Source organism: Citrobacter tructae (assembly GCF_004684345.1).
Lineage (GTDB): Bacteria > Pseudomonadota > Gammaproteobacteria > Enterobacterales > Enterobacteriaceae > Citrobacter > Citrobacter tructae.
The window spans coordinates 2,626,134-2,652,007 of record NZ_CP038469.1 but is presented as its reverse complement, the minus strand read 5'-3'; the positions used below and the strand labels follow the sequence as shown (position 1 = coordinate 2,652,007).

Sequence of the window (25,874 nt, the reverse complement as noted above, 5' to 3'; positions counted from 1 at the left end):
TCGGGCACACTATGTGAGCAATCTGCATGTCTAAATCAGTACAGAGTAACAGTGCGGTGCTGGTGCACTTCACTTTAAAGCTCGACGATGGCTCCACCGCAGAGTCAACCCGCAATAACGGCAAGCCTGCGCTGTTTCGCCTGGGCGACGGTTCTCTGTCTGAAGGACTGGAGCAACATTTGCTGGGGTTAAAGGAGGGCGATAAAACCACTTTTGCTCTGGAGCCGGACGCTGCTTTTGGCGTATCAAGCCCGGATCTCATTCAGTATTTCTCGCGTCGGGAGTTTATGGACGCGGGTGAGCCAGAAATTGGCGCAATCATGCTCTTTACCGCAATGGACGGCAGTGAGATGCCAGGCGTGATCCGCGAAATCAACGGTGACTCGATCACGGTTGACTTCAACCATCCGCTGGCCGGGCATACCGTTCATTTTGATATTGAAGTGCTGGAAGTCGAACCGGCACTGGAGGCGTAAAATGCAGATCCTGTTGGCCAACCCGCGCGGTTTTTGCGCCGGCGTAGACCGCGCTATCAGCATTGTGGAAAACGCGCTGGCTATTTACGGCGCGCCGATTTATGTCCGCCATGAGGTGGTGCATAACCGCTATGTGGTGGATAGCCTGCGCGAGCGCGGGGCGATTTTTATCGAGCAAATCAGTGAAGTGCCGGACGGTGCGATCCTGATCTTCTCTGCCCACGGTGTGTCTCAGGCTGTGCGTAACGAAGCCAAAGGCCGAGATCTCACGGTCTTTGATGCAACCTGCCCGCTGGTGACCAAAGTACATATGGAAGTCGCCCGCGCCAGCCGTCGTGGAGAAGAGTCGATTCTGATTGGTCACGCCGGACACCCGGAAGTTGAAGGCACGATGGGCCAGTACAGCAACCCGCAAGGGGGCATGTACCTGGTTGAATCACCGGATGATGTGCGGACGCTGGACGTTAAAAACGAAGCGAAGCTGTCGTTTATGACGCAGACCACGCTCTCCGTGGACGACACCTCTGACGTAATTGACGCACTGCGTAACCGTTTCCCGAAAATTGTCGGGCCACGCAAAGACGATATCTGCTATGCCACCACTAACCGTCAGGAAGCTGTCCGTGCGCTGGCGGAACAAGCTGATGTGGTTCTGGTGGTCGGTTCGAAAAACTCCTCTAACTCCAACCGTCTGGCCGAGCTGGCTCAGCGTATGGGCAAGGCAGCATACCTGATCGACGATGCCACTGATATCCAGGAGTTGTGGGTGAAAGACGCGGCATGTGTCGGCGTGACCGCTGGCGCTTCTGCTCCGGATATTCTGGTGCAGAACGTGATTACTCGTCTGCAGGAGTTTGGTGGTGGAGAACCTGTTCCACTGGAAGGACGCGAAGAGAACATTGTTTTCGAAGTGCCTAAAGAGCTGCGTGTGGATGTTCGTGAAGTAGAGTAAAACTTTCACTTACCTATTATGAGAAGATGCCAGACCTAACGTCTGGCATTTTTTTTGGAGAAACCATGCGCTTACCGATCATTCTTGATACCGATCCTGGCATTGATGATGCCGCCGCCATTGCCGCTGCGCTGTTTGCCCCTGAGCTGGATCTGCAACTGATGACCACAGTAGCGGGCAATGTTTCGGTGGAAAAAACCACCCGCAATGCGTTGCAGTTGCTGCATTTCTGGAATGCGGATATTCCGCTGGCGCAGGGGGCATCCATGCCGCTGGTGCGACCGCTGCGCGATGCGGCTTCTGTGCACGGTGAGTCCGGCATGGCAGGATATGATTTTGTCGAACACGATCGCCAACCGATGGCAAAACCCGCCTTCCAGGCTATTCGCGACGTGCTGATGCACGCCCCGCAGCCTGTTACGCTGGTGGCGATTGGCCCCTTGACGAATATTGCGTTGCTGCTGATCCATTATCCTGAATGCGTATTCAATATTCGCCGCCTGGTGATGATGGGTGGCTCTGCCGGGCGTGGTAACTTTACGCCAAACGCGGAATTTAACATTGCAATCGACCCTGAGGCTGCTGCGAAAGTCTTCCAGAGCGGGCTGGAGATTGTGATGTGTGGCCTGGATGTCACTAACCAGGCGATGCTCGCGCCGGAGTATCTGGCGACATTGTCACAACTTAATCAGACGGGAAAAATGCTGCACGCGCTGTTTAGCCATTATCGTAGCGGTAGTATGAATACGGGATTGCGCATGCACGATCTCTGCGCCATTGCCTGGTTGGTCCGCCCGGATCTGTTCACAATGAAGCCGTGCTTTGTGGCAGTAGAAACGCAGGGGGAATATACGTCGGGTACGACGGTGGTGGATATTGAAGGTCGACTTGGTCAACCGGCAAATGCACAGGTGGCGCTGGGGCTGAATGTAGAAGGTTTTCAACAGTGGGTTGCTCACGTGATGTCGCTGGCACCCTGATGTCTGCACGATATAACGATATGATGCTGCTTATTCCGTAGTGTCATGTCTTTTACTGATATCTCTCCCTGTTTATCATTAAATTCTAATTATCGACGTTTTCGGCTGGCGGCGCAGCGATACGCTGGTTACTCTGAAAACGATTTACGTAAAATTAACAAAAGAGAATAGCTATGCAATATGCACAAATCCGCGTTGCCATCGCGGGAGCCGGAGGACGCATGGGGCGTCAGTTGATTCAGGCCACCCTCGGCATGGATGGCGTACAGCTCGGTGCAGCGCTGGAGCGCGAAGGGTCTTCGCTGCTGGGCAGCGATGCGGGGGAGTTAGCGGGAGCCGGGAAGACGGGCGTTACCGTGCAAAGCAGCCTTGAGGCGATTAAAGATGATTTTGATATTTTCATCGATTTTACCCGTCCGGAAGGCACGCTGACACATCTTGCGTTTTGCCGTCAGCATGGCAAAGGGATGGTCATTGGCACTACAGGTTTTGATGAGGCGGGCAAACAGGCTATTCGCGATGCCGCGCAGGAGATTGGCATCGTTTTCGCCGCTAACTTTAGCGTGGGTGTTAACGTCATGCTGAAACTACTGGAAAAAGCGGCGAAAGTGATGGGGGATTATACCGATATCGAAATTATCGAAGCCCATCACCGTCATAAAGTGGATGCGCCGTCAGGCACCGCGTTAGCGATGGGGGAGGCGATTGCCGGGGCACTGGATAAAGATTTGAAGGACTGTGCCGTCTACTCACGTGAGGGCTATACCGGTGAGCGCGTACCTGGCACGATCGGCTTTGCCACGGTGCGAGCAGGTGACATCGTCGGGGAACATACCGCGATGTTCGCTGATATTGGCGAACGTATTGAGATTACGCACAAAGCCTCCAGCCGTATGACGTTTGCTAACGGTGCGGTGAGATCGGCTCTTTGGTTAAAATCTAAATCAAATGGTCTTTTTGATATGCGTGATGTGCTTGATTTACGCAATTTATAAGATTTAATTACCCTTCGTGATGTGGTTATGGTAATCGTAATTAGTTGATTACATGGGGCAATATTTTATTGCCCTTTTATTTTTATTGTTCAGATGTTATTTTCTACTTAGTTTCATGTTTTACAATGTTTTGTTGGTGTTTTTTGTTGCTTTAATGTGAATTTTGACCAAATGGTCCACTTTTTCTCAGGGTCGTTCTCTTTTTAACACTGTTTGCGTTCCGCAAGCGTTTTCTACCTTTACTTAGCTGATCTTTTTGCCTGTTAAATCGCATGATTAACCTCAGTGGCGTAAAATAATAATAAAAATTGCCCTTTTGGGTAGACTTTTATCCGGGCTGTCTCTAGAATGCCGCCGTTTGCCAGAAATCCATAGGTAAGCAAATTTGCATTGATTCATGACGTGTTAATGAATTAATATGCAAATAAAGTGAGTGAATATTCTCTGGAGGGTGTTTTGATTAAGTCAGCGCTATTGGTTCTGGAAGACGGAACCCAGTTTCACGGTCGGGCCATTGGGGCAACAGGTTCGGCGGTTGGGGAAGTCGTTTTCAATACTTCAATGACCGGTTATCAAGAAATCCTCACTGATCCTTCCTATTCCCGCCAAATCGTCACTCTTACTTATCCTCATATCGGCAATGTCGGCACCAATGAAGCCGATGCAGAATCCTCCCAGGTACATGCGCAAGGCTTGGTCATCCGTGACCTGCCACTGATTGCCAGCAACTACCGCAATACCGAAGACCTCTCTGCTTACCTGAAGCGCCATAACATTGTGGCGATTGCCGATATTGATACCCGTAAGCTGACCCGTCTGCTGCGTGAGAAGGGCGCTCAAAACGGCTGCATCGTCGCAGGCGATAGCCTGGATGCGGCGCTGGCGCTGGAAAAAGCGAAAGCCTTCCCGGGCCTGAACGGCATGGATCTGGCAAAAGAAGTTACCACGACAGAACCGTATAACTGGACGCAGGGGAGCTGGACGCTGGCAGGGGAACTGCCGGAAGCGAAGTCCGAAGAAGAGCTGTCGTTCCACGTCGTGGCCTACGATTTTGGTGCGAAACGCAACATTCTGCGTATGCTGGTGGATCGCGGCTGCCGCCTGACGGTTGTGCCTGCGAAGACCTCCGCAGAAGACGTGCTGAAGCTGAATCCGGACGGGATCTTCCTGTCCAACGGTCCAGGCGACCCGGCACCGTGTGATTATGCGATTGCCGCGATTCAAAAATTCCTCGAAACCGATATCCCGGTATTTGGTATCTGCCTCGGCCATCAGCTACTGGCGCTGGCGAGCGGTGCGAAGACCATCAAGATGAAGTTCGGCCACCACGGCGGTAACCATCCGGTAAAAGATATTGATAACAACACAGTGATGATCACCGCGCAGAACCATGGTTTTGCGGTCGATGAAGCCTCCATGCCTGCCAACCTGCGCGTGACCCACAAGTCACTGTTCGACGGCACCCTGCAAGGGATTCATCGTACCGATAAACCGGCGTTCAGCTTCCAGGGCCACCCTGAAGCGAGTCCGGGTCCGCACGATGCAGCGCCGCTGTTCGACCACTTTATCGAGCTTATTGAGCAATACCGTCAGTCCGCGAAATAATCAGGAGTTAAAAGAGCCATGCCAAAACGTACAGACATAAAAAGTATCCTGATTCTGGGCGCGGGTCCGATTGTTATCGGCCAGGCGTGTGAGTTTGACTATTCCGGCGCACAGGCATGTAAAGCCCTGCGTGAAGAGGGTTACCGCGTTATTCTGGTCAACTCCAACCCGGCGACCATCATGACCGACCCTGAAATGGCCGATGCCACCTACATCGAGCCGATTCACTGGGAAGTGGTACGCAAAATCATTGAGAAAGAGCGTCCGGATGCGGTACTGCCGACCATGGGGGGCCAGACTGCGTTGAACTGCGCGCTGGAACTGGAGCGTCAGGGCGTACTGGCCGAGTTCGGCGTGACCATGATTGGTGCCACGGCTGATGCGATTGATAAAGCAGAAGACCGTCGTCGCTTTGATATCGCGATGAAGAAAATTGGCCTCGACACCGCGCGATCTGGCATCGCCCATACCATGGAAGAAGCGCTGGCAGTTGCCGCTGACGTGGGTTTCCCGTGCATCATCCGACCTAGCTTCACCATGGGCGGCACTGGCGGTGGGATCGCTTATAACCGTGAAGAGTTCGAAGAAATTTGCGAACGCGGTCTGGATCTTTCCCCAACCAAAGAGCTGTTGATTGATGAGTCGCTGATTGGCTGGAAAGAGTACGAGATGGAAGTGGTGCGTGATAAAAACGACAACTGCATCATCGTCTGCTCGATCGAAAACTTTGACGCCATGGGCATTCATACCGGTGACTCCATCACCGTGGCACCAGCCCAGACGCTGACTGACAAAGAATATCAAATCATGCGTAACGCCTCGATGGCGGTACTGCGTGAAATCGGCGTAGAGACTGGCGGTTCTAACGTGCAGTTTGCGGTGAACCCGAAAAACGGTCGTCTGATTGTTATCGAGATGAACCCGCGCGTGTCCCGCTCTTCAGCGTTGGCCTCGAAAGCGACCGGTTTCCCGATTGCCAAAGTGGCGGCGAAACTGGCGGTCGGTTACACCCTCGATGAGCTGATGAACGACATCACCGGTGGACGCACCCCGGCATCGTTCGAACCGTCTATCGACTACGTTGTGACCAAAATCCCTCGCTTTAACTTCGAAAAATTTGCCGGTGCTAACGACCGTCTGACCACGCAGATGAAATCGGTCGGCGAAGTAATGGCGATTGGCCGCACGCAGCAGGAATCCCTGCAGAAAGCGCTGCGCGGTCTGGAAGTGGGCGCGACCGGTTTTGACCCGAAAGTGAGCCTTGATGACCCGGAAGCACTGACCAAAATTCGCCGTGAGCTGAAGGATGCGGGCGCCGAGCGTATCTGGTACATCGCCGATGCTTTCCGCGCCGGTCTGTCTGTTGACGGCGTGTTCAACCTGACCAATATCGACCGCTGGTTCCTGGTGCAGATAGAAGAGCTGGTGCGCCTGGAAGAGAAAGTGACCGAAGTCGGTATTACCGGACTCGACGCTGACTTCCTGCGCCTGCTTAAGCGTAAAGGCTTTGCCGATGCGCGTCTGGCGAAGCTGGCGGGCGTGCGTGAAGCGGAAATCCGTAAACTGCGCGAACAGTATAAGCTGCACCCGGTTTACAAGCGTGTGGATACCTGCGCCGCGGAATTCTCCACCGACACCGCCTACATGTACTCCACGTATGAAGAAGAGTGTGAAGCGAACCCGACGCAGGATCGTGACAAAATTATGGTGCTGGGCGGTGGTCCGAACCGTATCGGTCAGGGCATCGAGTTTGACTACTGCTGCGTACACGCTTCTCTGGCACTGCGTGAAGACGGTTACGAGACCATCATGGTCAACTGTAACCCGGAAACGGTTTCTACCGACTACGACACCTCAGACCGTCTGTACTTCGAACCGGTAACGTTCGAAGATGTGCTGGAAATCGTGCGCATCGAGAAGCCGAAAGGCGTTATCGTCCAGTACGGCGGGCAGACCCCGCTGAAGCTGGCGCGTGCGCTGGAAGCCGCTGGTGTACCGGTTATCGGCACCAGCCCGGACGCGATTGACCGCGCCGAAGACCGCGAACGTTTCCAGCAGGCGGTTGATCGTCTGAAGCTGAAACAACCGGCTAACGCCACTGTCACCGCCATTGAAATGGCTGTTGAGAAGGCAAAAGAGATTGGCTACCCGCTGGTGGTGCGACCGTCTTACGTTCTCGGTGGCCGCGCGATGGAAATCGTCTACGACGAAGCCGACCTGCGTCGCTACTTCCAGACTGCGGTCAGCGTCTCTAACGACGCCCCCGTGTTGTTGGACCGCTTCTTAGACGACGCGATTGAAGTCGACGTTGATGCTATCTGCGACGGCGAAATGGTGCTGATTGGCGGCATCATGGAGCACATCGAACAAGCTGGCGTGCACTCCGGTGACTCAGCATGTTCCCTGCCAGCCTACACGCTGAGCCAGGAAATTCAGGATGTGATGCGCCAGCAGGTGCAGAAACTGGCCTTCGAACTGCAGGTGCGCGGTCTGATGAACGTGCAGTTTGCGGTGAAGAACAACGAAGTTTACCTGATTGAAGTCAACCCACGTGCGGCTCGTACCGTACCGTTCGTTTCTAAAGCCACCGGTGTACCGCTGGCAAAAGTGGCGGCGCGCGTGATGGCAGGACAAACGCTGACACAGCAGGGCGTGACTAAAGAGGTTATCCCGCCGTACTACTCGGTCAAAGAAGTGGTGCTACCGTTCAACAAATTCCCGGGCGTTGACCCGCTGTTAGGGCCAGAAATGCGCTCTACCGGGGAAGTAATGGGCGTGGGTCGCACCTTCGCGGAAGCGTTCGCTAAGGCGCAATTGGGTAGCAGCTCTACCATGAAGAAACAGGGCCGCGCGCTGCTCTCCGTTCGTGAAGGCGATAAAGAGCGCGTGGTTGACCTGGCGGCGAAATTGCTGAAGTTTGGTTTCGAGCTGGATGCGACGCACGGTACGGCGATTGTGCTGGGCGAAGCGGGCATCAACCCACGTCTGGTGAACAAAGTGCATGAAGGTCGTCCGCACATTCAGGACCGTATCAAGAATGGCGAGTATACCTACATCATCAACACCACCGAAGGTCGTCAGGCGATTGAAGACTCCAAGCTGATTCGCCGCAGTGCGCTGCAGTATAAAGTGCATTACGACACCACGCTGAACGGCGGTTTCGCCACGGCGATGGCGCTGAATGCGGATGCCACTGAGAAAGTGATCTCCGTACAGGAAATGCACGCGCAGATCAAAAAGTAATAAACAGAAGGTCCGGTAATTCTTGCGTTAACCGGACTTTCAATATAATTCGAAACGGTTTCTGTAAAGAAACCGTTTTTTTATTCAATCAGGTCATTCTTGGTGGAAATAGGGTTCTATAAACACATTTTCAATGTAATAAGCGCGATATTGCTCACACTAATCAATATTTAAGTCGCATACTATCCCCTATATACACAATTTTAATATGGCTTTGTTTTTATTAATTCCTGACAAGCCGTAGCCAGATTTTTAATTTGTGAAATGGTGTGCTTATGTGTGAAGAATATGTTGAAAGACCGCTTTATTTGTTAATTTCTGATTGGATCATGGCAGAAGATCGTTGGGTGACGGCAAAAGAGATTTCCCGTCAGTTCGATATTGAACATTGCAAAGCGATCAATACGCTCTCTTATATTCTTTCGGAAGTGAGCGAAATAGTTTGTGAAGTTAAGATGATCCCCAATCAACTTGCGGGTCGCGGATGTCAGTGCCAGCGTCTGGTGAAAGTTGTGAGTATTGATCCTCAGCTTTATCGCCGATTGAACCACGGTATGCAGGAAAAAAAATTGAGTGTGGCGAAAACGCCACGTCTGTCAGCTGTTCCCCCAACAGAGCTTAACCGTGAGCAGAAATGGCAGATGATGCTGTCAAAAAGTATGCGTCGATAGTGCCTGATTTGTCGGATGGCTCCAGGCTACAACAAGACACTTTGTAGAGTGGGTAAGCGCCATCCGGCATGAATTTACGATGCTGACTTCGGTTTTACCTCTGTCGTGCCTTTCAGGCGCGGGCGGTTTTCATCAACCTGTGTTAATGGCTGCGTTTCGCGTAACCCTGCCCGACAGCGGACCGCAAGATCCTGATACTCTTTGGTATTCAACCGCTTCCAGTGCAGCTCCTGGTCTGTGACTTCGCGTAGTACGCGAGCAGGTGAACCGACCAGAAGTTGCCTTGCCTCACCGGTAAACCCGGCTTTAACAAAGCTCATGGCGGCGACAATGCTCTCTTCGCCAATGAACGCGCCGTCCATAATGACGCTGTTCATGCCGACCAGCGCATCCCTGCCAACCACGCAACCGTGCAGGATCGCGCCGTGTCCAATGTGCCCATTTTCATGCACGATGGTATCGGTGTCGCAGTAACCATGCATGATGCAGCCATCCTGAAGGTTTGAGCCAGCTTCAAGGATCAGGCGACCATAGTCGCCGCGCAGTGAGGCGAGTGGGCCGACGTAGACGCCAGCCCCCACGATCACATCGCCGATCAACACGGCGCTGGGATGGACATACGCCTCTGGATGCACTACCGGAATCAGGCCTTCAAAGGCGTAATAGCTCATGAGATATCAGCGTCCTTTCCACACCGGATCGCGTTTTTCGGCAAACGCCTGCGGTCCTTCAAGCGCATCTTCCGAGTGCAGCACTGCCGGGTAATGTTTCAGCGCACCGCTACGGATGAAACGGTAACCTTCTTCTACCGGCATTTCGCTGGTTGCACGGTAAATCTCTTTCAGCGCAGCGATAGCCAGCGGGGCGCTATTCACCAACTGCTGCGCCAGTTCGCGAGCGCTGTCCATCAGTTCAGACTGGCTGACGACGCGGTTCACAATCCCCCAGCGCAGTGCTTCTTCGGCGCTCATCCGTCTGCCGGTCATCACCATTTCGTTGACGATAGCAGGCGGCAACAGCTTGGGCAGGCGCAGTACACCGCCGCTGTCTGGCACGATACCGAGTTTCGCTTCCGGTAACGCAAAGCTGGCGTTTTCCGCGCAGACGATAAAGTCTGCCGCGAGCGCCAGCTCGAATCCTCCGCCGAAAGCATATCCGTTTACCGCTGCAATGACTGGTTTGTCCAGGTCGAAGATTTCCGTTAAACCGGCAAAACCGCCTGGACCAAAGTCAGCATCTGGCGCTTCACCTTCAGCCGCCGCTTTTAAGTCCCAGCCTGCGGAAAAGAATTTCTCACCGCCGCCGGTGATGATCGCTACGCGCAATTCCGGATCGTCACGGAAATTAAGAAAAGCCTCGCCCATGGCAAAACTGGTTTTGGCGTCAATGGCATTCGCTTTTGGGCGATCTAATGTAATTTCCAGAATCGGGCCGTTGCGGGTCAGATGTAATGATTCACTCATAGTTCATCTCCAAAAAATAGGTTTACCGGCAGGAGAAATTCCTGCAAGTGGGTTTATTTCAGATTTTTTTTGATTATTTTTCCTGAACAATTACGCGGCAGGTCGGCTCTTATCTCCATAAAAGAGGGAACCTTAAATTTCGCCATATTGCATTCGCAGAAACTGAAAAACTCCGTTTCGCTTAATGTTTCACCTTCATTCAGGACGATGAATGCTTTAATCGCTTCATCGCGGATAGCGTCTTTAATACCGACAATGACAATGTCCTGAATTTTAGGGTGAGCAGAGATAATATTTTCCAGTTCGACGCAGGAAACATTTTCCCCACCGCGTTTAATCATGTTGCAGCGGCGGTCGACGAAATAGAAAAAGCCTTCTTCGTCCTGGTAACCGGAATCACCGGTATGCAGCCAGCCGTCTGACTCCAGCGCTCTGGCTGTGGCCTGCGGCTGTGCGTAGTACTCTTTAAATATCGTTTTACCCGGTATGCCCTTAATGCAGATTTCGCCAAGCTCTCCGGCAGGTAACGCCTGATTATGATCGTCACGGATTTCGGCTTCATAACTAAAGCCCACGCGGCCAATGGATGGCCAACGACGCTTGTCACCTGGGCGGTCGCCAATAATACCGACAATGGTTTCCGTCATGCCGTAGGAGGTCAAAAGCCTGACGCCAAAACGTGCGATAAAATCGTCTTTTTCCTGCACCGACAAATTGAGATAGAACATCACTTCGCGCAGATTGTGCTGTTTGTCCGTCGGGCTTGCGGGCTGCACCATTAGCGTGCGGATCATCATCGGAATGCATTCGGTCACCGTCGCCTGATATTTGCGTACCTGATCCCAGAAGGCCCGGGCGCTGTACTTTTCTATCAGCACAAAGGTACTGCCTGCGGAAAAAGCTGCCATGGCTGCCGTACACTGGCAGTCAATGTGGAAGGCGGGCATTACCGTCAGGTATACGTCGTCATCGCGCAGGGCGATTTGCCAGGAGGAGTAGTAGCCGGCAAAACGCAGGTTATAGTGGGTAATCACCACCCCTTTAGGACGCGAGGTGGTGCCTGAGGTAAACAGAATTTCCGCCGTGTCGTCAGTGGATAACGCTGGCGTATAGCATTGCGTGGCCGACTGGCGCGCTTGCAGTTGGGTAAAGTGGCTTACGCCGTCTTCAGTTGGAAGCTGCTCGCCAATCAGACAGATGTGATTAAGCGGTGTGGTATTTTCCTGTTTTATCTGGCGGTACATAGGATAAAACTGGGCGCTGGTGACCAACAAGCTGACCTGACTGTTTTGCAGGATCCAGGCGCTTTCTTCCCCCAGCAAGCGGGCGTTAATCGGTACCATCACGGCGCCAATTTTTGCCAGCCCAAACCAGCAAAAAATGAATTCCGGGCAGTTATCCAGATGCAATGCAACCTTATCGCCTTTGCGTATGCCCAATGAATGAAAAAGATTTGCCGTGCGATTAATCTCTTCATTAAGTGAGGCATAGCTAAACTGTCGAACGTTTCCTTCACAGGATTCGAAAATAAGCGCCGTTTTATCTCCGTACACCTCGGCCAGGTCGTCCCACATCTGACGTAAGTTTTGTCCGCCAACGATATCCATTTTATCTTATCCGCTTAAATCAGGCGTGAGCGCCAACCGACAAAGCCGATCAGCGCATCGCGTTTATTCCTCAACTCTGGCCAGGCCTTTGCCGACCAGCTCATTTATGTCTGCTTCGCTATAACCAATATTTTTCAGAATGGCGGCGGTATCCATGCCGTGTGATGGCATGCCACGCCAGATTTTCCCTGGGTTGTTTTTGAATTTCGGCATGATGTTTGGCCCTTTGCAGGTGCGACCGTCCATCGTTTGCCACTGAGTGATCGATTCACGGGCAACGTACTGCGGGTTGCCTTCCAGTTCCGGAATCGTCAGAACTTTCGCACAGGCGATATTCAGCTCGGCAAAGCGCGCCTGGACTTCGGCGATGGTGTGCTTGACCAGCCAGGCATCCAGCTTCTCTTCGACTAACGGACCGTATGGACATTCAACGCGATGGATAAGCTGCGTGCCTTCCGGGACTTCAGGCGTGCCGAGGATGTGCGCCAGACCAATATCCTTGAAGCATTCATTGATTTGCGTAATGCCGACCAACTCCATCACGATGTAACCGTCAGCGCATTTATACAGACCGCAACCGGCGTAGTAGGGGTCTTTGCCTTTGGTCATGCGTGGGCAAATTTCACCGCCGTTGAAGTAATCCATCATGAAGTACTGGCCCATACGCAGCATCACTTCGTACATGGCAATATCAATACTTTCGCCTTTACCCGTTTCGCGCACTTTATACAGGGCCGCCAGGGCTGCCGTGGTGGCGGTCATGCCCGAGAAGTAATCGGCGGTGTACGGGAAGGCAGGCATAGGTTGATCTACGTCGCCGTTTTGAATCAGATAGCCGCTGAACGCCTGGGCGATGGTGTTGTAAGCCGGAAGATTGGTGTACTCATCGGTACCAAACTGGCCGAAGCCGGAGAGGTGAGCGATAACCAGCTTCGGGTTGTGTTCCCACAAGACTTCATCGGTAATACCACGGCGGGCAAAAGCCGGGCCTTTACTGGCTTCAATGAAAATGTCGGTGGTTTCCATAAGCTTCAGAAACGCTTCCCGGCCTTCATCTTTGAAAATATTGAGTGACAGGGCGTGCAGGTTGCGGCGTGAGAGCTGCGGGTAGTTGGGTTGCACGCGGATGGTATCGGCCCAGGCGACGTTTTCAATCCAGATAACCTCAGCGCCCCATTCGGCAAACATCTGCCCGGCGAACGGCCCAGCGATCTCGATCCCTGAAAAGACAACCCGAACTCCGGCAAGTGGCCCAAACGCAGGCATTGGTAAATGGTCCATAATTTAGCTCCTGGCAGTTAGTTGTAGGCCGGATAAGCACAGCGCTATCCGGCATCCCACTTAGCGGTATTGCTTGAGTACCGCACGACCCAACGTCAGGATCTGCATTTCATCAGAGCCACCGGAAACACGGTCAACACGCAGATCACGCCAGAAGCGTGTGATGCGATGATTGCCCGCGATGCCTACACCACCCAGTACTTGCATGGAGCTGTCTACGACCTCAAACGCGGCATTGGCGCAGAAGTATTTGCACATGGCTGCATCACCTGAGGTAATGGTACCGTTATCTGCTTTCCACGCGGCTTCCAGCAGCATGTTTTTCATGGAGTTCAGTTTGATCGCCATATGCGCAAACTTCTCCTGAATCAGCTGGAAACGGCCGATCGCTTCGCCAAACTGGACGCGCTGATTGGCGTAGCGTGCCGCATCTTCAAAGGCACACATTGCCGTACCGTAGTTGGTCAGGGCGACGAGGAAACGTTCGTGGTCAAACTCTTCTTTCACGCGGTTAAAGCCATTACCTTCCCGACCGAACATGTCTTTTTCATCCAGTTCGACGTCATCAAAGGTAATTTCACAGCAACTGTCCATACGCAGGCCGAGTTTCTCCAGCTTGTTGACCTTGATACCGGCTTTGCTCATGTCAACAAACCACTCGGTGTAAACGGGTTTATCCGGCGATGCACCATCTCGTGCCATCACCACGACATACGGGGTATAGGCGCTACTGGTGATAAAGCACTTACTGCCATTAAGATAAACCTTACCATCTTTGCGTGTATAAGTGGTTTTCAGACTGCCAACATCCGATCCAGCTCCCGGTTCGGTAATGGCGGAGTTCCACATCTGCTTACCCGTGCCCTGGAACGCCATGATTTTATCAATTTGTTCCTGGGTGCCTTCACGCAGGAAAGTGTTAAAACCCCCTGGTAATTGATACAGCACGTAAGTCGGAGCGCCAAGGCGACCTAATTCCATCCATACGGCGGCAACGGTGACGAAACCTGCTTCCAGACCGCCGTGTTCTTCCGGGATCAGCAGGCTATCGATGCCCATATCCGCCAGCGCTTTCACAAAACGTTCCGGGTAGACGCTGTCACGATCGCACTCGGCAAAGTAAGCTTCCCAGTTCTCACTGGCCATCAGTTCACGAATACCTGCGACAAACAGTTCCTGCTCGTCATTCAAATTGAAATCCATCTTCAAGCCTCTTCAGTAATGGGTTAATTAAACTTACTTGTCTTTCCAGTGCACTTTGGCGTCTTTAATAAAGGACAGCGTGACCATAATGTTGACGAAGAACAGCGGACATCCTCCGGCAATAATCGCTGTCTGGATGGGCTTCAATCCGCCCAGAGCCAACAGAACGATACCGATGACACCTACCAATACTGACCAGCCGATACGTACCAACAGCGGAGGTTCTTCACCGTCGCGAACTTCACGGCAGGTGGACATCGCCAGGGTATATGAGCAGGCGTTAATCAGTGTGACGGTGGCGATAAAGCAGAGGATAAAGAATCCCCACATAGTGGCGGTGCTGAACGGCAATGCGGCCCAGGTTTCAATAATGGCGCGCGCCACGCCGTGCTGCTCAATCAGTTGCGGGATGTTGAGGATATTTTTATCCATTAACAGCAGTGTGTTGCTGCCAAGGACAGTCCACAGGATCCAGGTGGAGGCTGTCAGACCCAGCACCATGCCGAAGCACAGTTCACGTACGGTACGGCCACGAGAAATACGGGCGAGGAAGATACTCATCTGGATGGCGTAAATCACCCACCATGCCCAGTAGAAGACGGTCCAGCCCTGCGGGAAGCCGCCTTTGCCGATAGCATCGGTATAGAACAGCATGCGTGGCAGATACATCATCAGCATACCGACAGAGTCGGTGAAGTAGTTCATGATGAAGCTGGCGCCGCTGACGATAAACACCCAGCCCAGCATCAGGAAACTCAGGTAGCTACGAATGTCGCTGGCGATTTTGACCCCTTTTTGCAGGCCACAGGCCACGCAAATTGCGTTCAGAATGATCCAGCAGGTAATGATGATGGCGTCTAATTGCAGCGTGTGCGGAATACCAAACAACCACTGCATACACTCGGTAACCAGCGGTGTCGCCAGACCAAGGCTGGTACCCATCGCGAAGATCAGTGCGACCAGGTAGAAGTTATCGACGATCGTGCCAAATAACCCTTTTGCGTGCTTCTCACCAACCAACGGCACCAGCGTGGAACTGGGGCGGATAACATCCATCTTGCGTACAAAGAAGAAGTAGGCGAAGGCAACAGAAAGGAAGCTATAGGTTGCCCACGGCAGTGGTCCCCAGTGGAACAGGCTGTAGGCCAGACCAATCTCTTTCGCCGGTGTCGATCCTGGCGTTAGCGCGAACGGCGGCGTGGAGATGTAGTAATAGATCTCTATCGAACCCCAGAACAGCACGGCAGCTGATGTACAAGAAGCGAACATCATAAAAATCCAGCTGGTGGTGCTAAACTCCGGTTTTTCGTCACCTAATTTCTTTTTGGCATACGGACCAAAGACCAGCCAGAACCAGCCGCCTAGCATGATGACCATGTACCATTCAAATGCCCAACCCCAGACGTTGGTGACGTAACTGAATACCGCGTTAATAACCACATTCGCGGCATCAAGATCTCGTACTGTTAGCCAACAAAGTATTCCGACAATTATTAATGGCGGAAAAAAAACCTTTGGTTCTATTCCCGACTTCTTCTTTTCATTTTTCATAAGTGAATTCCAGTGTGAAAACGAAATTTATTTAGCGTTCCCGATTGTGCTGTTTTGTATATTTATTATTAATAATTTGTTGATAACTATTTAACCTCTGGGGCGCCTCGGTGAGTAACTCATAATGGGTATTCATTACTGGAGCTTCTGTTATGTTCGTCACACTTTTTTATGCTGATGATTTTGAACTGTTTTTCGTTGTTTGTTCTTATTAATCAGCTAGTTGGTGTTGGTTTTTTAAGTTTTTTAAGTGGTTGGCTTTCAATATTGTTGAGCCAGCAAACAATATTGAAAACTTTCATTTTTGACAGGCGGTTTTCAATATTGGTGAGATGCATAACACTATTGAAAGTTACGAATATCAATGTGTGACATTTTCAATATTGGTGATTAATGTTTTATTTCCGAATTAAAGAGCGTGATATCTGTATTTAACACCGCCGATATGAATAACGTTTCCTTCATGATTTCTGGAGATGCAATGAAGATAATTACTTGCTACAAATGTGTGCCTGATGAACAGGATATTGTGATTAATAATGCTGACGGTTCGCTGGACCTCAGTAAGGCCGACGCCAAAATTAGTCAGTACGACCTGAATGCGATTGAAGCTGCCTGCCAGTTAAAACAGCAAGTGGGGGAGGCTCAGGTTGTTGCGCTGAGCGTGGGCGGCAAAGCGTTGACCAATGCTAAAGGGCGCAAAGATGTGCTCTCTCGCGGCCCGGATGAACTGATCGTGGTGATTGACGATCAATTCGAACAGGCGCTGCCACAGCATACGGCGGCGGCACTGGCCGCTGCGGCACAAAAATCCGGTTTTGATCTGCTTATCTGCGGCGACGGATCTTCCGATCTTTATGCGCAGCAAGTCGGTCTGCTGGTGGGTGAAACGCTGAATATCCCAGCGATTAATGGCGTGAGCAAGATCCTCTCGCTGGCGGATAACACCCTCACGGTAGAGCGTGAGCTGGAAGATGAAATTGAAACCCTGAGCATCCCGCTTCCGGCGGTGATTGCGGTCTCTACCGATATCAACACACCACAAATCCCTTCCATGAAAGCCATTCTTGGCGCGGCGAAAAAACCGGTTCAAGTCTGGTCGCCCGCAGATATTGCGCTTAATGGCGTGGATGCATACTCCGTCCAGCAGGTTGCTGCACCGAAACAACGCGAGCGTCAGCGCGTAGTGATTGAAGGTGACGGTGAAGAACAGATTGCCGCGTTTGTCGAGAACCTGCGCAAAATCATTTAATTATCAGGGGATGTTATGAACAAGTTTTCCAGTGTTTGGGTATTCAGCGATACCCCTTCTCGTCTGCCGGAACTGATGAATGGTGCGCAGGCTTTAGGTGAAACAATTAATACGTTCGTACTGAACGAGGCTGATAGCGCGGCGGCAATTCAGTTGGGCGCGAACCATGTCTGGCTGCTCAGCGGAAAGCCAGATGACCGCATGATGGAAGATTATGCGGGCGTGATGGCCCAGACCATTCGTCAGCACAGCGAGGGCGGCGCGGTACTGCTGCCGAATACGCGTCGCGGCAAACTGCTGGCGGCAAAGTTGGGCTTTCGTTTGTCGGCGGCAGTCTCTAACGATGCCAGTGCGGTGACGTTGCAGGACGACAATGTGGCGGTCAAACACATGGTCTACGGTGGCCTGGCAATGGGGGCGGAAACCATCACCTCGCCATTTGCGGTGATCACGCTCAGCAGCGGAACGTTTGAAGCGATGCAACCTGATGCTTCTCGTAGCGGCGAAAAGCATGATGTGCAGTGGCAGGCTCCGGCCACCGCCGTTACCCGCACCGCTACTCAGGCGCGTAAAAGTAATAGCGTTGATCTCGATAAGGCGCGTCTGGTGGTCAGCGTGGGACGCGGTATTGGCAGCAAAGAGAATATCTCGCTGGCGGAAGCGCTGTGTCATGCCATGGGTGCCGAACTGGCCTGTTCCCGTCCGGTGGCGGAAAACGAGAAGTGGATGGAGCATGAACGTTACGTCGGTATCTCCAATCTGATGCTTAAACCTGAGTTATATCTGGCCGTGGGGATCTCCGGGCAGATCCAGCACATGGTGGGTGCGAACGGTGCACAGACGATTTTTGCCATCAACAAAGACAAAAATGCCCCGATTTTCCAGTACGCGGACTTTGGCATCGTCGGTGATGCGCTGAAGATCCTGCCTGCGCTGACGGCCGCATTAGCGCGCTAAACCATTTCGGGCAGGATTGGTTATACCCAATGGATTTCGAGTTGCATTGAGGCGGTAAGAGAACGAATCCCGATGAGCTTACCGGAGTAAGTGATTGGGGGGAGTTAACGTAGCCAACAAAAATGCAGCTTGAAAGACGGCGGGTATGTGACCTGCCATTGACAGGAGTACATATGTCCGAAGATATCTTTGATGCCATCATCGTGGGTGCAGGCCTGGCCGGTTCGGTTGCGGCGCTGGTGCTCGCTCGCGAAGGTGCACAGGTGCTGGTTATCGAGCGCGGCAATTCTGCTGGCGCGAAGAATGTCACCGGTGGCCGCATGTATGCGCATAGCCTGGAGCGCATTATCCCCGGCTTTGCTGAGCATGCCCCCATTGAACGCATGATCACCCACGAAAAACTCGCCTTTATGACCGAAAAAGGGGCGATGACTATGGATTACTGTAATGGAGAAGAAGCGACGGCATCGCAGGTTTCTTATTCCGTATTGCGCAGTAAATTTGATGCATGGCTGATGGAGCAGGCCGAGGAGGCGGGAGCTCAACTGATCACCGGTATTCGCGTGGATAACGTCGTCCAGCGTGATGGCAAAGTCGTAGGCGTGGAAGCCGATGGCGACATTCTTGAAGCAAAAGTGGTGATCCTCGCTGACGGCGTGAATTCGCTGCTGGCAGAAAAGCTGGGCATGGCCAGGCGCGTCGAGGCGGCACATGTTGCCGTTGGCGTGAAGGAGCTTATCGAATTACCGAAATCAGTGATTGAAGATCGTTTTCATCTGCAGGGCAATGAAGGTGCAGCCTGCCTGTTTGCCGGTTCGCCAACCGACGGTTTGATGGGGGGCGGCTTCCTCTATACTAATGAAACAACCGTTTCTTTAGGGCTGGTATGCGGTCTTCACCACCTGAAGGACGCGAAAAAATCGGTCCCACAAATGCTGGAAGATTTTAAACAGCATCCGGCCGTTGCCCCGCTGATCGCCGGTGGCAAGCTGGTGGAATATGCTGCACACGTTGTACCGGAAGCCGGAATGAATATGCAGCCGGAACTGGTGGGCGACGGCGTACTGATTGCCGGTGATGCCGCCGGGATGTGCATGAACCTCGGTTTCACCATTCGCGGTATGGATTTGGCCATCTCAGCAGGTGAAGCGGCAGCTAAAACGGTGCTTTCAGCCATGAAACGTGACGACTTTAGCAAGCAGGCGCTTGGCGAATACCACCAGCATCTGGATGACGGCCCAATGCGCGATATGCGCATGTATCAGAAGCTGCCTGCGTTCCTCGATAATCCTCGCATGTTTACCGCCTATCCCGAAATGGTAGTCAATATTGCCCGCGACCTGTTCACCGTTGATGGCTCAGCGCCGGTCCCGATGCGTAAGACACTGCTGCGCCATGCGAAGAAAGTGGGTTTCATCAATCTGATGAAAGATGGCCTTAAAGGAGTGACCGTATTATGACTTCACCCGTCAATGTGGACGTCAAACTGGGCGTCAATAAATTCAATGTGGATGAAGAAAGCCCACACATCATTCTGAAAACTCAGCCCGATAAACAGGTGCTGGAGGTGTTGATTAAAGCCTGTCCGGCAGGATTGTACAAAAAGCAGGATGACGGCAGCGTGCGCTTTGATTACGCCGGTTGTCTGGAATGCGGAACGTGTCGAATTCTCGGACTCGATACGGCGCTGGAGAAATGGGAGTACCCGCGTGGGACGTTTGGCGTGGAGTTTCGCTACGGCTAAACCTGGTGCCGGATGGCGGCTTCGCCTTATCCGGCCTACAGGCGCAGTACGTAGGCCTTAAAGCTACGCACCATCAGGCATTAAGTTAAATAAAACAGGACATCACCATGCCGCAGCCCAGGAACTTTGATGACATCAAATTCACCTCAATTCACCGCCGGATAATGCTGTGGGGAAGCGGCGGACCGTTTCTGGATGGTTATGTGTTGGTTATGATTGGCGTGGCGCTTGAGCAGCTCACACCGGCATTAAATCTGGATGCTGAGTGGATTGGCCTGCTGGGAGCCGGTACGCTGGCTGGGCTGTTTGTCGGTACGTCGCTGTTTGGCTACATCTCCGATAAAGTCGGTCGCCGCAAAATGTTCATCATCGATATCATCGCCATTGGCGTGATATCGGCGGCGACGATGTTTGTTTCTTCTCCCGTTGAATTGCTGGTGATGCGGGTACTGATCGGGGTGGTGATCGGTGCTGATTATCCGATAGCCACTTCGATGATCACCGAGTTCTCCAATACTCGCCAGCGCGCCTTCTCCATCGGTTTTATTGCCGCCATGTGGTATGTCGGTGCGACCTGCGCCGATCTGGTCGGTTACTGCCTGTATGATGTTGAGGGCGGATGGCGCTGGATGTTGGGGAGCGCGGTGATCCCCTGTATTTTGATCCTGATTGGTCGCTTCGATCTTCCCGAATCGCCACGCTGGCTGCTGCGTAAAGGCCGGGTGAAAGAGTGTGAAGCGATGATGATCAAGCTGTTCGGTGAACCGGTAGTATTCGATGAAGAAGCGCCGCAGGAAACACGTTTTCTCCAGTTATTTAATCGCCGCCATTTTCCATTTGTTCTGTTTGTTGCCACCATCTGGACCTGCCAGGTGATCCCGATGTTCGCCATTTACACCTTTGGTCCACAGATTGTCGGATTGTTGGGCCTCGGGGTCGGGAAAAGTGCCGCGCTGGGTAACGTGGTAATTAGCTTGTTTTTTATGCTGGGCTGTATTCCGCCGATGTTCTGGCTGAATAGCGCAGGCCGTCGACCGCTGTTGATCGGCAGCTTTATTATGATGACGCTGGCGCTGGCAGCGTTGGGGCTGATCCCGGATATGGGCGTCTGGCTGGTGGTGCTGGCGTTTGCCGTGTATGCGTTTTTCTCGGGAGGGCCGGGGAATCTCCAGTGGCTGTACCCTAATGAGCTGTTCCCCACGGATATCCGCGCGTCTGCCGTCGGCGTGATCATGTCGTTAAGCCGGGTAGGAACCATTGTTTCCACCTGGGCACTCCCTGTTTTTATCAGCAAATACGGGATCAGTCATGTGATGCTAATGGGCGCCGGGATATCACTGATCGGCCTGTTGGTTTCCATTGCCTTTGCGCCAGAAACGCGGGGGCTGACTCTGGCACAAACCAGTCAAATGACGATTCGCAGCAAGCCTGTATCCAGAGTGAGTTATTAGGAGTGTTCTGTATTTTCCCTGTTACTCAGTCAGTTAGCCTAAGCTTAATTGGTATATCACTGAAAATGACTGAAAAGCAGGGAGAACACCATGCAAAAACATATTCTGATCACCTCCATTTTTACCGCAGCAGCGCTGTTCACCGTTGCCGGTTGTTCCTCAAACCAGGCGGTTAAAACCACCGATGGTAAAACCATTGTTACCGATGGCAAGCCGCAGGTGGATGACGATACCGGTCTGGTGTCGTATAAGAATGCGGAAACCGGTAAAACGGAACAGATTAACCGCGATCAGGTTAAGGACATGAGTGAGCTGGACAACTAACTCAATATTTTCCATTCATCTACTCAATAATATTGACTTTTAGCCTGCTGATTAACTGACTAAACTCACTGGTATTACAATAATGCAGTAATAGCAGGCTAATCATGATTCTCATCATTTATGCACATCCCTATCCGCAGCACTCGCATGCGAATAAGCGGATGCTTGAGCAGGCAAGGACGCTGGAGGGCGTAGAAGTTCGTTCGCTGTATGAACTCTATCCCGACTTCAATATCGATATCGCCGCTGAACAGGATGCGCTGGCGCGCGCGAATCTTATCGTCTGGCAACACCCTATACAGTGGTACAGCACACCGCCTCTCCTCAAACTGTGGATGGACAAAGTTCTCTCTCACGGCTGGGCGTATGGTCATGGTGGCACCGCGCTGCACGGTAAACATCTGTTGTGGGCGGTCACTACCGGCGGCGGTGAAAATCATTTTGATATCGGCTCCCATCCAGGTTTTGATGTGCTTTCCCAACCTTTGCAAGCCACGGCATTATATTGTGGTTTCAAATGGCTGCCGCCATTTGCGATGCACTGTACGTTTATCTGTGATGACGAAACGCTGCAGGCGCAGGCACGTCATTACAAGCAGCGTTTAATGGAATGGCAGGAGGCACACCATGGATAGCCATACGCTGATACAGGCGCTGATTTATCTCGGTTCAGCGGCGCTGATTGTGCCGATTGCGGTACGGCTGGGGTTAGGGTCGGTGCTGGGATACCTCATTGCCGGGTGCATCATCGGTCCGTGGGGCTTAAGACTGGTGACGGATGCCGAATCTATCCTGCATTTTGCCGAGATCGGCGTGGTGCTAATGCTGTTTGTCATCGGTCTGGAACTTGACCCGCAGCGATTGTGGAAGCTGCGGGCCTCGGTGTTCGGCGGCGGCGCACTGCAAATGGTAGTCTGCGGCGGACTGATCGGCTTGTTCTGTATGTTCCTCGGCCTGCGCTGGCAGGTGGCAGAACTGATTGGCATGACGCTGGCGCTTTCCTCTACTGCTATCGCCATGCAGGCGATGAACGAACGTAACCTGATGGTTTCGCAAATGGGACGCAGCGCGTTTTCCGTACTGTTGTTCCAGGATATCGCGGCCATTCCCCTGGTGGCGATGATCCCCTTACTGGCGGCGAGTGGCGCGTCAACAACGCTAGGGGCGTTTGCACTATCCGCACTGAAAGTCGCCGGTGCGCTGGTGCTGGTGGTGCTGTTAGGGCGTTATGTCACCCGTCCTGCATTGCGTTTTGTGGCGCGTTCCGGGCTGCGGGAAGTATTCAGTGCCGTCGCGTTATTTCTTGTTTTTGGCTTCGGCTTATTGCTGGAAGAAGTTGGCTTGTCGATGGCGATGGGCGCATTCCTGGCCGGTGTGCTGCTGGCGAGTTCGGAGTATCGCCATGCGCTGGAAAGCGATATCGAACCGTTTAAAGGGTTGTTGCTGGGGCTGTTTTTCATCGGCGTCGGCATGTCTATCGACTTCGGTACGCTGATTGATAATCCGTTGCGCATTATCATTCTGCTGGTTGGTTTCTTGGTTATCAAAACCGTCATGCTGTGGGTGATTGCCAGGCCGTTGCAGGTACCGAATAAGCAGCGTCGCTGGTTTGCCGTATTATTAGGGCAGGGCAGTGAGTTTGCTTTCGTGGTGTTTGGCGCGGCGCAAATGGCAAACGTGCTCGATCCCGAATGGGCAAAAGCGCTGACGCTGGCGGTGGCGCTGTCGATGGCTGCCACGCCAATTTTACTGGTTGTTCTGACGCGTCTGGAAAAATCGTCTACCGGTGAAGCGCGCGAGGCGGATGAAATCGATGAGGAACAGCCGCGGGTGATCATCGCCGGATTTGGGCGATTTGGTCAGATAACTGGCCGTTTGCTGCTGTCGAGTGGAGTGAAAATGGTGGTACTCGATCACGACCCAGACCATATCGAAACGCTGCGCAAATTTGGTATGAAGGTTTTTTATGGCGATGCGACACGGATGGATCTGTTGGAGTCAGCGGGGGCCGCGAAAGCGGAGGTGATCATTAACGCCATTGACGATCCGCAAACCAGTCTGCAACTGACCGAAATGGTGAAAGCGCATTTCCCGCATCTGCAAATTATAGCCCGGGCGCGCGATGTTGATCATTACATCCGTTTGCGCCAAGCGGGGGTAGAGATGCCCGAGCGTGAAACCTTTGAGGGAGCACTGAAAACCGGACGTCTGGCACTGGAAGGTCTGGGGCTTGGGCGCTATGAGGCACGCGAGCGGGCCGATGTCTTTCGTCGCTTCAATACGCTGATGGTTGAAGAGATGGTGAAGGGTGAAAATGACGCGATTTCGCGCGCGGCGGTATATAAACGCACCAGCGCAATGCTGAGTGAAATTATTACCGAGGATCGTCAGCATTTGTCTCTCATTCAACGCCATGGCTGGCAAGGCACGGATGAAGGTAAACATACGGGCGACGCCGCCGATGAGCCGGAAGTGAAACCGTCAGCATAGGGTAAAAAATGTGATGTTCTGCAAACTTTACTGCTAATTGACTGTTTTTGAACTACTGTAATGCTGGCGCTCCACCTGAAATAGGTCGGATCGCCAGCAGAACGGAAAATTTTCGTGCACATCCTCTTTCCGCCAGTCGACGAAAGATTGCGCTTTCCGTATAGTGGCGACAATTTTTTTGTATCCGGGAAATATTCAATGATCAGTCTGATTGCGGCGTTAGCGGTAGATCGCGTCATCGGTATGGAAAACGCCATGCCGTGGAACCTACCTGCCGATCTCGCCTGGTTTAAACGTAATACTTTAAACAAGCCAGTTGTTATGGGGCGCCATACTTGGGAATCCATCGGGCGACCGTTGCCTGGGCGTAAAAATATCGTCATCAGCAGTAAACCTGGCACCGACGATCGCGTGCAGTGGGTGACATCTGTTGATGAGGCTATTGCGGCCTGTGGCGATGAACCAGAGATTATGGTGATTGGCGGTGGGCGCGTGTATGAGCAGTTCCTGCCAAAAGCGCAGAAACTGTATCTGACGCATATCGATGCAGAAGTAGAAGGGGATACGCATTTCCCGGACTACGAACCGGACGACTGGGAATCTGTTTTCAGCGAATTCCACGATGCCGACGCGCAAAACTCTCACAGTTATTGCTTCGAAGTCCTGGAACGTCGCTAATTTGGATGCCTGATGGCGCTTCGCTTATCAGGCCTACAGATTGCACATACGTAGGCCGGATAAGGTGCTAGCACCGCCTCCGGCAGACGAATATCAGGCGTTGACCGCCTCGCCAGGATCCAGCTTCAGATGGCGATTTGACGGCTGAGTAAAGTACTGTTTGTCTTCCCAGCGCAGACAGGTGAGATCACCACCCCAGCAACAACCTGTATCCAGCGCAAAAATACCTTCCGGCGTACCTTTACCCTCCAGCGACGCCCAATGCCCAAAAGCAATGCTATAGGCGTCACTGACGGGGCCAGGGATGGCAAACCATGGTTTCAGCGGAGCAGGCGCATCTTCCGGCGACTCTTTACTGTACATATCCAGTTGGCCGTTCGGGAAACAGTAGCGCATACGGGTAAAGGCGTTAGTAATAAAACGTAACCGGGCCAGTCCCGTCAGTTCTGATGTCCAGTTATTTGGCATGTCGCCATACATAGCATCGAGGAAGAACGGATACGAGTCGCTCGACAGGACCGCTTCGACATCGCGAGCACACTCCTTCGCCGTCTGCAGGTCCCACTGTGGGGTAATCCCGGCATGCGCCATCACCAGCTTCTTCTCTTCATCAACCTGCAACAGCGGCTGGCGACGTAGCCAATTCAGCAGCGAATCAGCATCCGGGGCTTCGAGTAGCGATGTGAGCCGATCCTTGGGTTTATTCCGGCTGATGCCCGCAAACACGGCCAGCAGGTGTAAATCGTGATTACCTAATACTAACCGTACGCTGTCGCCGAGCGATTTGACATAGCGCAGCACGTCCAGTGAGCCGGGCCCACGAGCGACCAGGTCGCCGGTGAGCCATAAGGTATCTTTCCCAGGGGCAAAATTTACTTGATGCAGCAATGCGATCAGTTCGTCGTAACAACCGTGAACGTCGCCAATGAGGTATGTTGCCATAGCTATTGT

General features: G+C 52.6%; 23 protein-coding genes. 16 read left to right on the top strand and 7 right to left on the bottom strand.

Going from position 1 to position 25,874, the window contains the following annotated elements; genetic code table 11:
- Nucleotides 1-26: 26 nt before the first annotated feature.
- The 7 genes from fkpB (at nucleotide 27) to caiF (ending at nucleotide 8,922) form a co-directional block, all read left to right on the top strand.
- Entirely contained in the window at nucleotides 27-476 is a 450-nt protein-coding gene (gene fkpB, locus E4Z61_RS13440; protein WP_003018929.1) for an FKBP-type peptidyl-prolyl cis-trans isomerase, read from the top strand.
- A gap of 1 nt (nucleotide 477) precedes the next feature.
- Nucleotides 478-1,428, top strand: a complete 951-nt coding sequence (gene ispH, locus E4Z61_RS13435; RefSeq protein ID WP_135323211.1) for a 4-hydroxy-3-methylbut-2-enyl diphosphate reductase — start codon at nucleotides 478-480, stop codon at nucleotides 1,426-1,428.
- Between the two features lie 65 nt (nucleotides 1,429-1,493).
- Complete coding sequence (gene rihC, locus E4Z61_RS13430; RefSeq protein ID WP_135323210.1) at nucleotides 1,494-2,408, top strand: ribonucleoside hydrolase RihC; 915 nt, start codon at nucleotides 1,494-1,496, stop codon at nucleotides 2,406-2,408.
- Nucleotides 2,409-2,581: 173 nt separating this feature from the next.
- Nucleotides 2,582-3,403, top strand: a complete 822-nt coding sequence (dapB, locus tag E4Z61_RS13425) for a 4-hydroxy-tetrahydrodipicolinate reductase (RefSeq protein ID WP_135323209.1) — start codon at nucleotides 2,582-2,584, stop codon at nucleotides 3,401-3,403.
- Between the two features lie 456 nt (nucleotides 3,404-3,859).
- Complete coding sequence (gene carA, locus E4Z61_RS13420) at nucleotides 3,860-5,008, top strand: glutamine-hydrolyzing carbamoyl-phosphate synthase small subunit (RefSeq protein WP_135323208.1); 1,149 nt, start codon at nucleotides 3,860-3,862, stop codon at nucleotides 5,006-5,008.
- Nucleotides 5,009-5,026: 18 nt separating this feature from the next.
- Nucleotides 5,027-8,251: a carbamoyl-phosphate synthase large subunit gene (carB, locus tag E4Z61_RS13415; RefSeq protein WP_135323207.1), complete on the top strand. Its 3,225-nt coding sequence runs from the start codon at nucleotides 5,027-5,029 to the stop codon at nucleotides 8,249-8,251.
- Nucleotides 8,252-8,526: 275 nt separating this feature from the next.
- Nucleotides 8,527-8,922 (top strand): carnitine metabolism transcriptional regulator CaiF, encoded by a 396-nt coding sequence (gene caiF, locus E4Z61_RS13410; protein ID WP_135323206.1) that lies wholly within the window; start codon nucleotides 8,527-8,529, stop codon nucleotides 8,920-8,922.
- Between the two features lie 74 nt (nucleotides 8,923-8,996).
- Here caiF and caiE read toward each other — a convergent pair whose 3' ends face one another.
- From caiE to caiT, 6 genes are all read right to left on the bottom strand, one after another.
- Entirely contained in the window at nucleotides 8,997-9,593 is a 597-nt protein-coding gene (gene caiE, locus E4Z61_RS13405) for a carnitine operon protein CaiE (RefSeq protein WP_135323205.1), read from the bottom strand.
- Nucleotides 9,594-9,599: 6 nt separating this feature from the next.
- Entirely contained in the window at nucleotides 9,600-10,385 is a 786-nt protein-coding gene (caiD, locus tag E4Z61_RS13400) for a crotonobetainyl-CoA hydratase (RefSeq protein ID WP_135323204.1), read from the bottom strand.
- 53 nt (nucleotides 10,386-10,438) lie between these two features.
- Nucleotides 10,439-11,992, bottom strand: coding sequence for a crotonobetaine/carnitine-CoA ligase (gene caiC, locus E4Z61_RS13395; protein WP_135323203.1), 1,554 nt, complete (start codon nucleotides 11,990-11,992; stop codon nucleotides 10,439-10,441).
- A 63-nt stretch (nucleotides 11,993-12,055) separates the two neighbouring features.
- Complete coding sequence (caiB, locus tag E4Z61_RS13390; RefSeq protein ID WP_135323202.1) at nucleotides 12,056-13,273, bottom strand: L-carnitine CoA-transferase; 1,218 nt, start codon at nucleotides 13,271-13,273, stop codon at nucleotides 12,056-12,058.
- A 60-nt stretch (nucleotides 13,274-13,333) separates the two neighbouring features.
- A complete protein-coding gene (gene caiA / locus E4Z61_RS13385) occupies nucleotides 13,334-14,476 on the bottom strand; it encodes a crotonobetainyl-CoA dehydrogenase (protein WP_135323201.1) in 1,143 nt (380 codons plus the stop codon).
- Between the two features lie 33 nt (nucleotides 14,477-14,509).
- Nucleotides 14,510-16,027, bottom strand: a complete 1,518-nt coding sequence (gene caiT, locus E4Z61_RS13380) for an L-carnitine/gamma-butyrobetaine antiporter (RefSeq protein WP_135323200.1) — start codon at nucleotides 16,025-16,027, stop codon at nucleotides 14,510-14,512.
- Nucleotides 16,028-16,508: 481 nt separating this feature from the next.
- Between caiT and E4Z61_RS13370 the strand changes: the two genes are divergently transcribed.
- The 9 genes from E4Z61_RS13370 (at nucleotide 16,509) to folA (ending at nucleotide 24,923) form a co-directional block, all read left to right on the top strand.
- The gene (locus E4Z61_RS13370) at nucleotides 16,509-17,279 is read left to right on the top strand and encodes an electron transfer flavoprotein FixA (protein WP_135323198.1); all 771 of its coding nucleotides are present in this window, start codon (nucleotides 16,509-16,511) and stop codon (nucleotides 17,277-17,279) included.
- A gap of 15 nt (nucleotides 17,280-17,294) precedes the next feature.
- Nucleotides 17,295-18,236 carry an electron transfer flavoprotein subunit alpha/FixB family protein gene (locus E4Z61_RS13365; protein WP_135323197.1) on the top strand — a complete coding sequence of 314 codons (942 nt, stop codon included), beginning with the start codon at nucleotides 17,295-17,297 and terminating at the stop codon, nucleotides 18,234-18,236.
- 173 nt (nucleotides 18,237-18,409) lie between these two features.
- The gene (locus E4Z61_RS13360; protein WP_135323196.1) at nucleotides 18,410-19,696 is read left to right on the top strand and encodes an FAD-dependent oxidoreductase; all 1,287 of its coding nucleotides are present in this window, start codon (nucleotides 18,410-18,412) and stop codon (nucleotides 19,694-19,696) included.
- Nucleotides 19,693-19,980 carry a ferredoxin-like protein FixX gene (gene fixX, locus E4Z61_RS13355; protein ID WP_096758345.1) on the top strand — a complete coding sequence of 96 codons (288 nt, stop codon included), beginning with the start codon at nucleotides 19,693-19,695 and terminating at the stop codon, nucleotides 19,978-19,980. The genes E4Z61_RS13360 and fixX overlap by 4 nt, the downstream gene beginning before the upstream one ends.
- Before the next feature lie 107 nt (nucleotides 19,981-20,087).
- The gene (locus E4Z61_RS13350; RefSeq protein ID WP_135323195.1) at nucleotides 20,088-21,431 is read left to right on the top strand and encodes an MFS transporter; all 1,344 of its coding nucleotides are present in this window, start codon (nucleotides 20,088-20,090) and stop codon (nucleotides 21,429-21,431) included.
- Between the two features lie 90 nt (nucleotides 21,432-21,521).
- Nucleotides 21,522-21,755, top strand: coding sequence for a YgdI/YgdR family lipoprotein (locus E4Z61_RS13345; RefSeq protein ID WP_005124493.1), 234 nt, complete (start codon nucleotides 21,522-21,524; stop codon nucleotides 21,753-21,755).
- 104 nt (nucleotides 21,756-21,859) lie between these two features.
- A complete protein-coding gene (kefF, locus tag E4Z61_RS13340; RefSeq protein WP_032490554.1) occupies nucleotides 21,860-22,390 on the top strand; it encodes a glutathione-regulated potassium-efflux system oxidoreductase KefF in 531 nt (176 codons plus the stop codon).
- Nucleotides 22,383-24,245, top strand: coding sequence for a glutathione-regulated potassium-efflux system protein KefC (gene kefC / locus E4Z61_RS13335; RefSeq protein WP_135323194.1), 1,863 nt, complete (start codon nucleotides 22,383-22,385; stop codon nucleotides 24,243-24,245). The genes kefF and kefC overlap by 8 nt, the downstream gene beginning before the upstream one ends.
- 198 nt (nucleotides 24,246-24,443) lie before the next feature.
- Entirely contained in the window at nucleotides 24,444-24,923 is a 480-nt protein-coding gene (gene folA / locus E4Z61_RS13330) for a type 3 dihydrofolate reductase (RefSeq protein WP_135323193.1), read from the top strand.
- 93 nt (nucleotides 24,924-25,016) lie between these two features.
- On the opposite strand, the gene apaH is transcribed toward folA, so the two are convergent.
- The gene (apaH, locus tag E4Z61_RS13325; protein WP_135323192.1) at nucleotides 25,017-25,865 is read right to left on the bottom strand and encodes a bis(5'-nucleosyl)-tetraphosphatase (symmetrical) ApaH; all 849 of its coding nucleotides are present in this window, start codon (nucleotides 25,863-25,865) and stop codon (nucleotides 25,017-25,019) included.
- Nucleotides 25,866-25,874: the final 9 nt, after the last annotated feature.

Excerpts from the sequence above, each read along its gene's own strand:
- apaH (WP_135323192.1), bottom strand. The coding sequence starts at position 25,865 with ATGGCAACATACCTCATTGGCGACGTTCACGGTTGTTACGACGAACTG.
- kefC (WP_135323194.1), top strand. The coding sequence starts at position 22,383 with ATGGATAGCCATACGCTGATACAGGCGCTGATTTATCTCGGTTCAGCG.
- caiB (WP_135323202.1), bottom strand. The coding sequence starts at position 13,273 with ATGGACCATTTACCAATGCCTGCGTTTGGGCCACTTGCCGGAGTTCGG.
- E4Z61_RS13370 (WP_135323198.1), top strand. The coding sequence starts at position 16,509 with ATGAAGATAATTACTTGCTACAAATGTGTGCCTGATGAACAGGATATT.
- ispH (WP_135323211.1), top strand. The coding sequence starts at position 478 with ATGCAGATCCTGTTGGCCAACCCGCGCGGTTTTTGCGCCGGCGTAGAC.
- caiT (WP_135323200.1), bottom strand. The coding sequence starts at position 16,027 with ATGAAAAATGAAAAGAAGAAGTCGGGAATAGAACCAAAGGTTTTTTTT.
- caiF (WP_135323206.1), top strand. The coding sequence starts at position 8,527 with ATGTGTGAAGAATATGTTGAAAGACCGCTTTATTTGTTAATTTCTGAT.
- caiE (WP_135323205.1), bottom strand. The coding sequence starts at position 9,593 with ATGAGCTATTACGCCTTTGAAGGCCTGATTCCGGTAGTGCATCCAGAG.
- dapB (WP_135323209.1), top strand. The coding sequence starts at position 2,582 with ATGCAATATGCACAAATCCGCGTTGCCATCGCGGGAGCCGGAGGACGC.
- rihC (WP_135323210.1), top strand. The coding sequence starts at position 1,494 with ATGCGCTTACCGATCATTCTTGATACCGATCCTGGCATTGATGATGCC.
- E4Z61_RS13360 (WP_135323196.1), top strand. The coding sequence starts at position 18,410 with ATGTCCGAAGATATCTTTGATGCCATCATCGTGGGTGCAGGCCTGGCC.
- caiC (WP_135323203.1), bottom strand. The coding sequence starts at position 11,992 with ATGGATATCGTTGGCGGACAAAACTTACGTCAGATGTGGGACGACCTG.
- kefF (WP_032490554.1), top strand. The coding sequence starts at position 21,860 with ATGATTCTCATCATTTATGCACATCCCTATCCGCAGCACTCGCATGCG.
- folA (WP_135323193.1), top strand. The coding sequence starts at position 24,444 with ATGATCAGTCTGATTGCGGCGTTAGCGGTAGATCGCGTCATCGGTATG.
- E4Z61_RS13350 (WP_135323195.1), top strand. The coding sequence starts at position 20,088 with ATGCCGCAGCCCAGGAACTTTGATGACATCAAATTCACCTCAATTCAC.
- caiA (WP_135323201.1), bottom strand. The coding sequence starts at position 14,476 with ATGGATTTCAATTTGAATGACGAGCAGGAACTGTTTGTCGCAGGTATT.
- E4Z61_RS13365 (WP_135323197.1), top strand. The coding sequence starts at position 17,295 with ATGAACAAGTTTTCCAGTGTTTGGGTATTCAGCGATACCCCTTCTCGT.
- fkpB (WP_003018929.1), top strand. The coding sequence starts at position 27 with ATGTCTAAATCAGTACAGAGTAACAGTGCGGTGCTGGTGCACTTCACT.
- carB (WP_135323207.1), top strand. The coding sequence starts at position 5,027 with ATGCCAAAACGTACAGACATAAAAAGTATCCTGATTCTGGGCGCGGGT.
- fixX (WP_096758345.1), top strand. The coding sequence starts at position 19,693 with ATGACTTCACCCGTCAATGTGGACGTCAAACTGGGCGTCAATAAATTC.
- caiD (WP_135323204.1), bottom strand. The coding sequence starts at position 10,385 with ATGAGTGAATCATTACATCTGACCCGCAACGGCCCGATTCTGGAAATT.
- E4Z61_RS13345 (WP_005124493.1), top strand. The coding sequence starts at position 21,522 with ATGCAAAAACATATTCTGATCACCTCCATTTTTACCGCAGCAGCGCTG.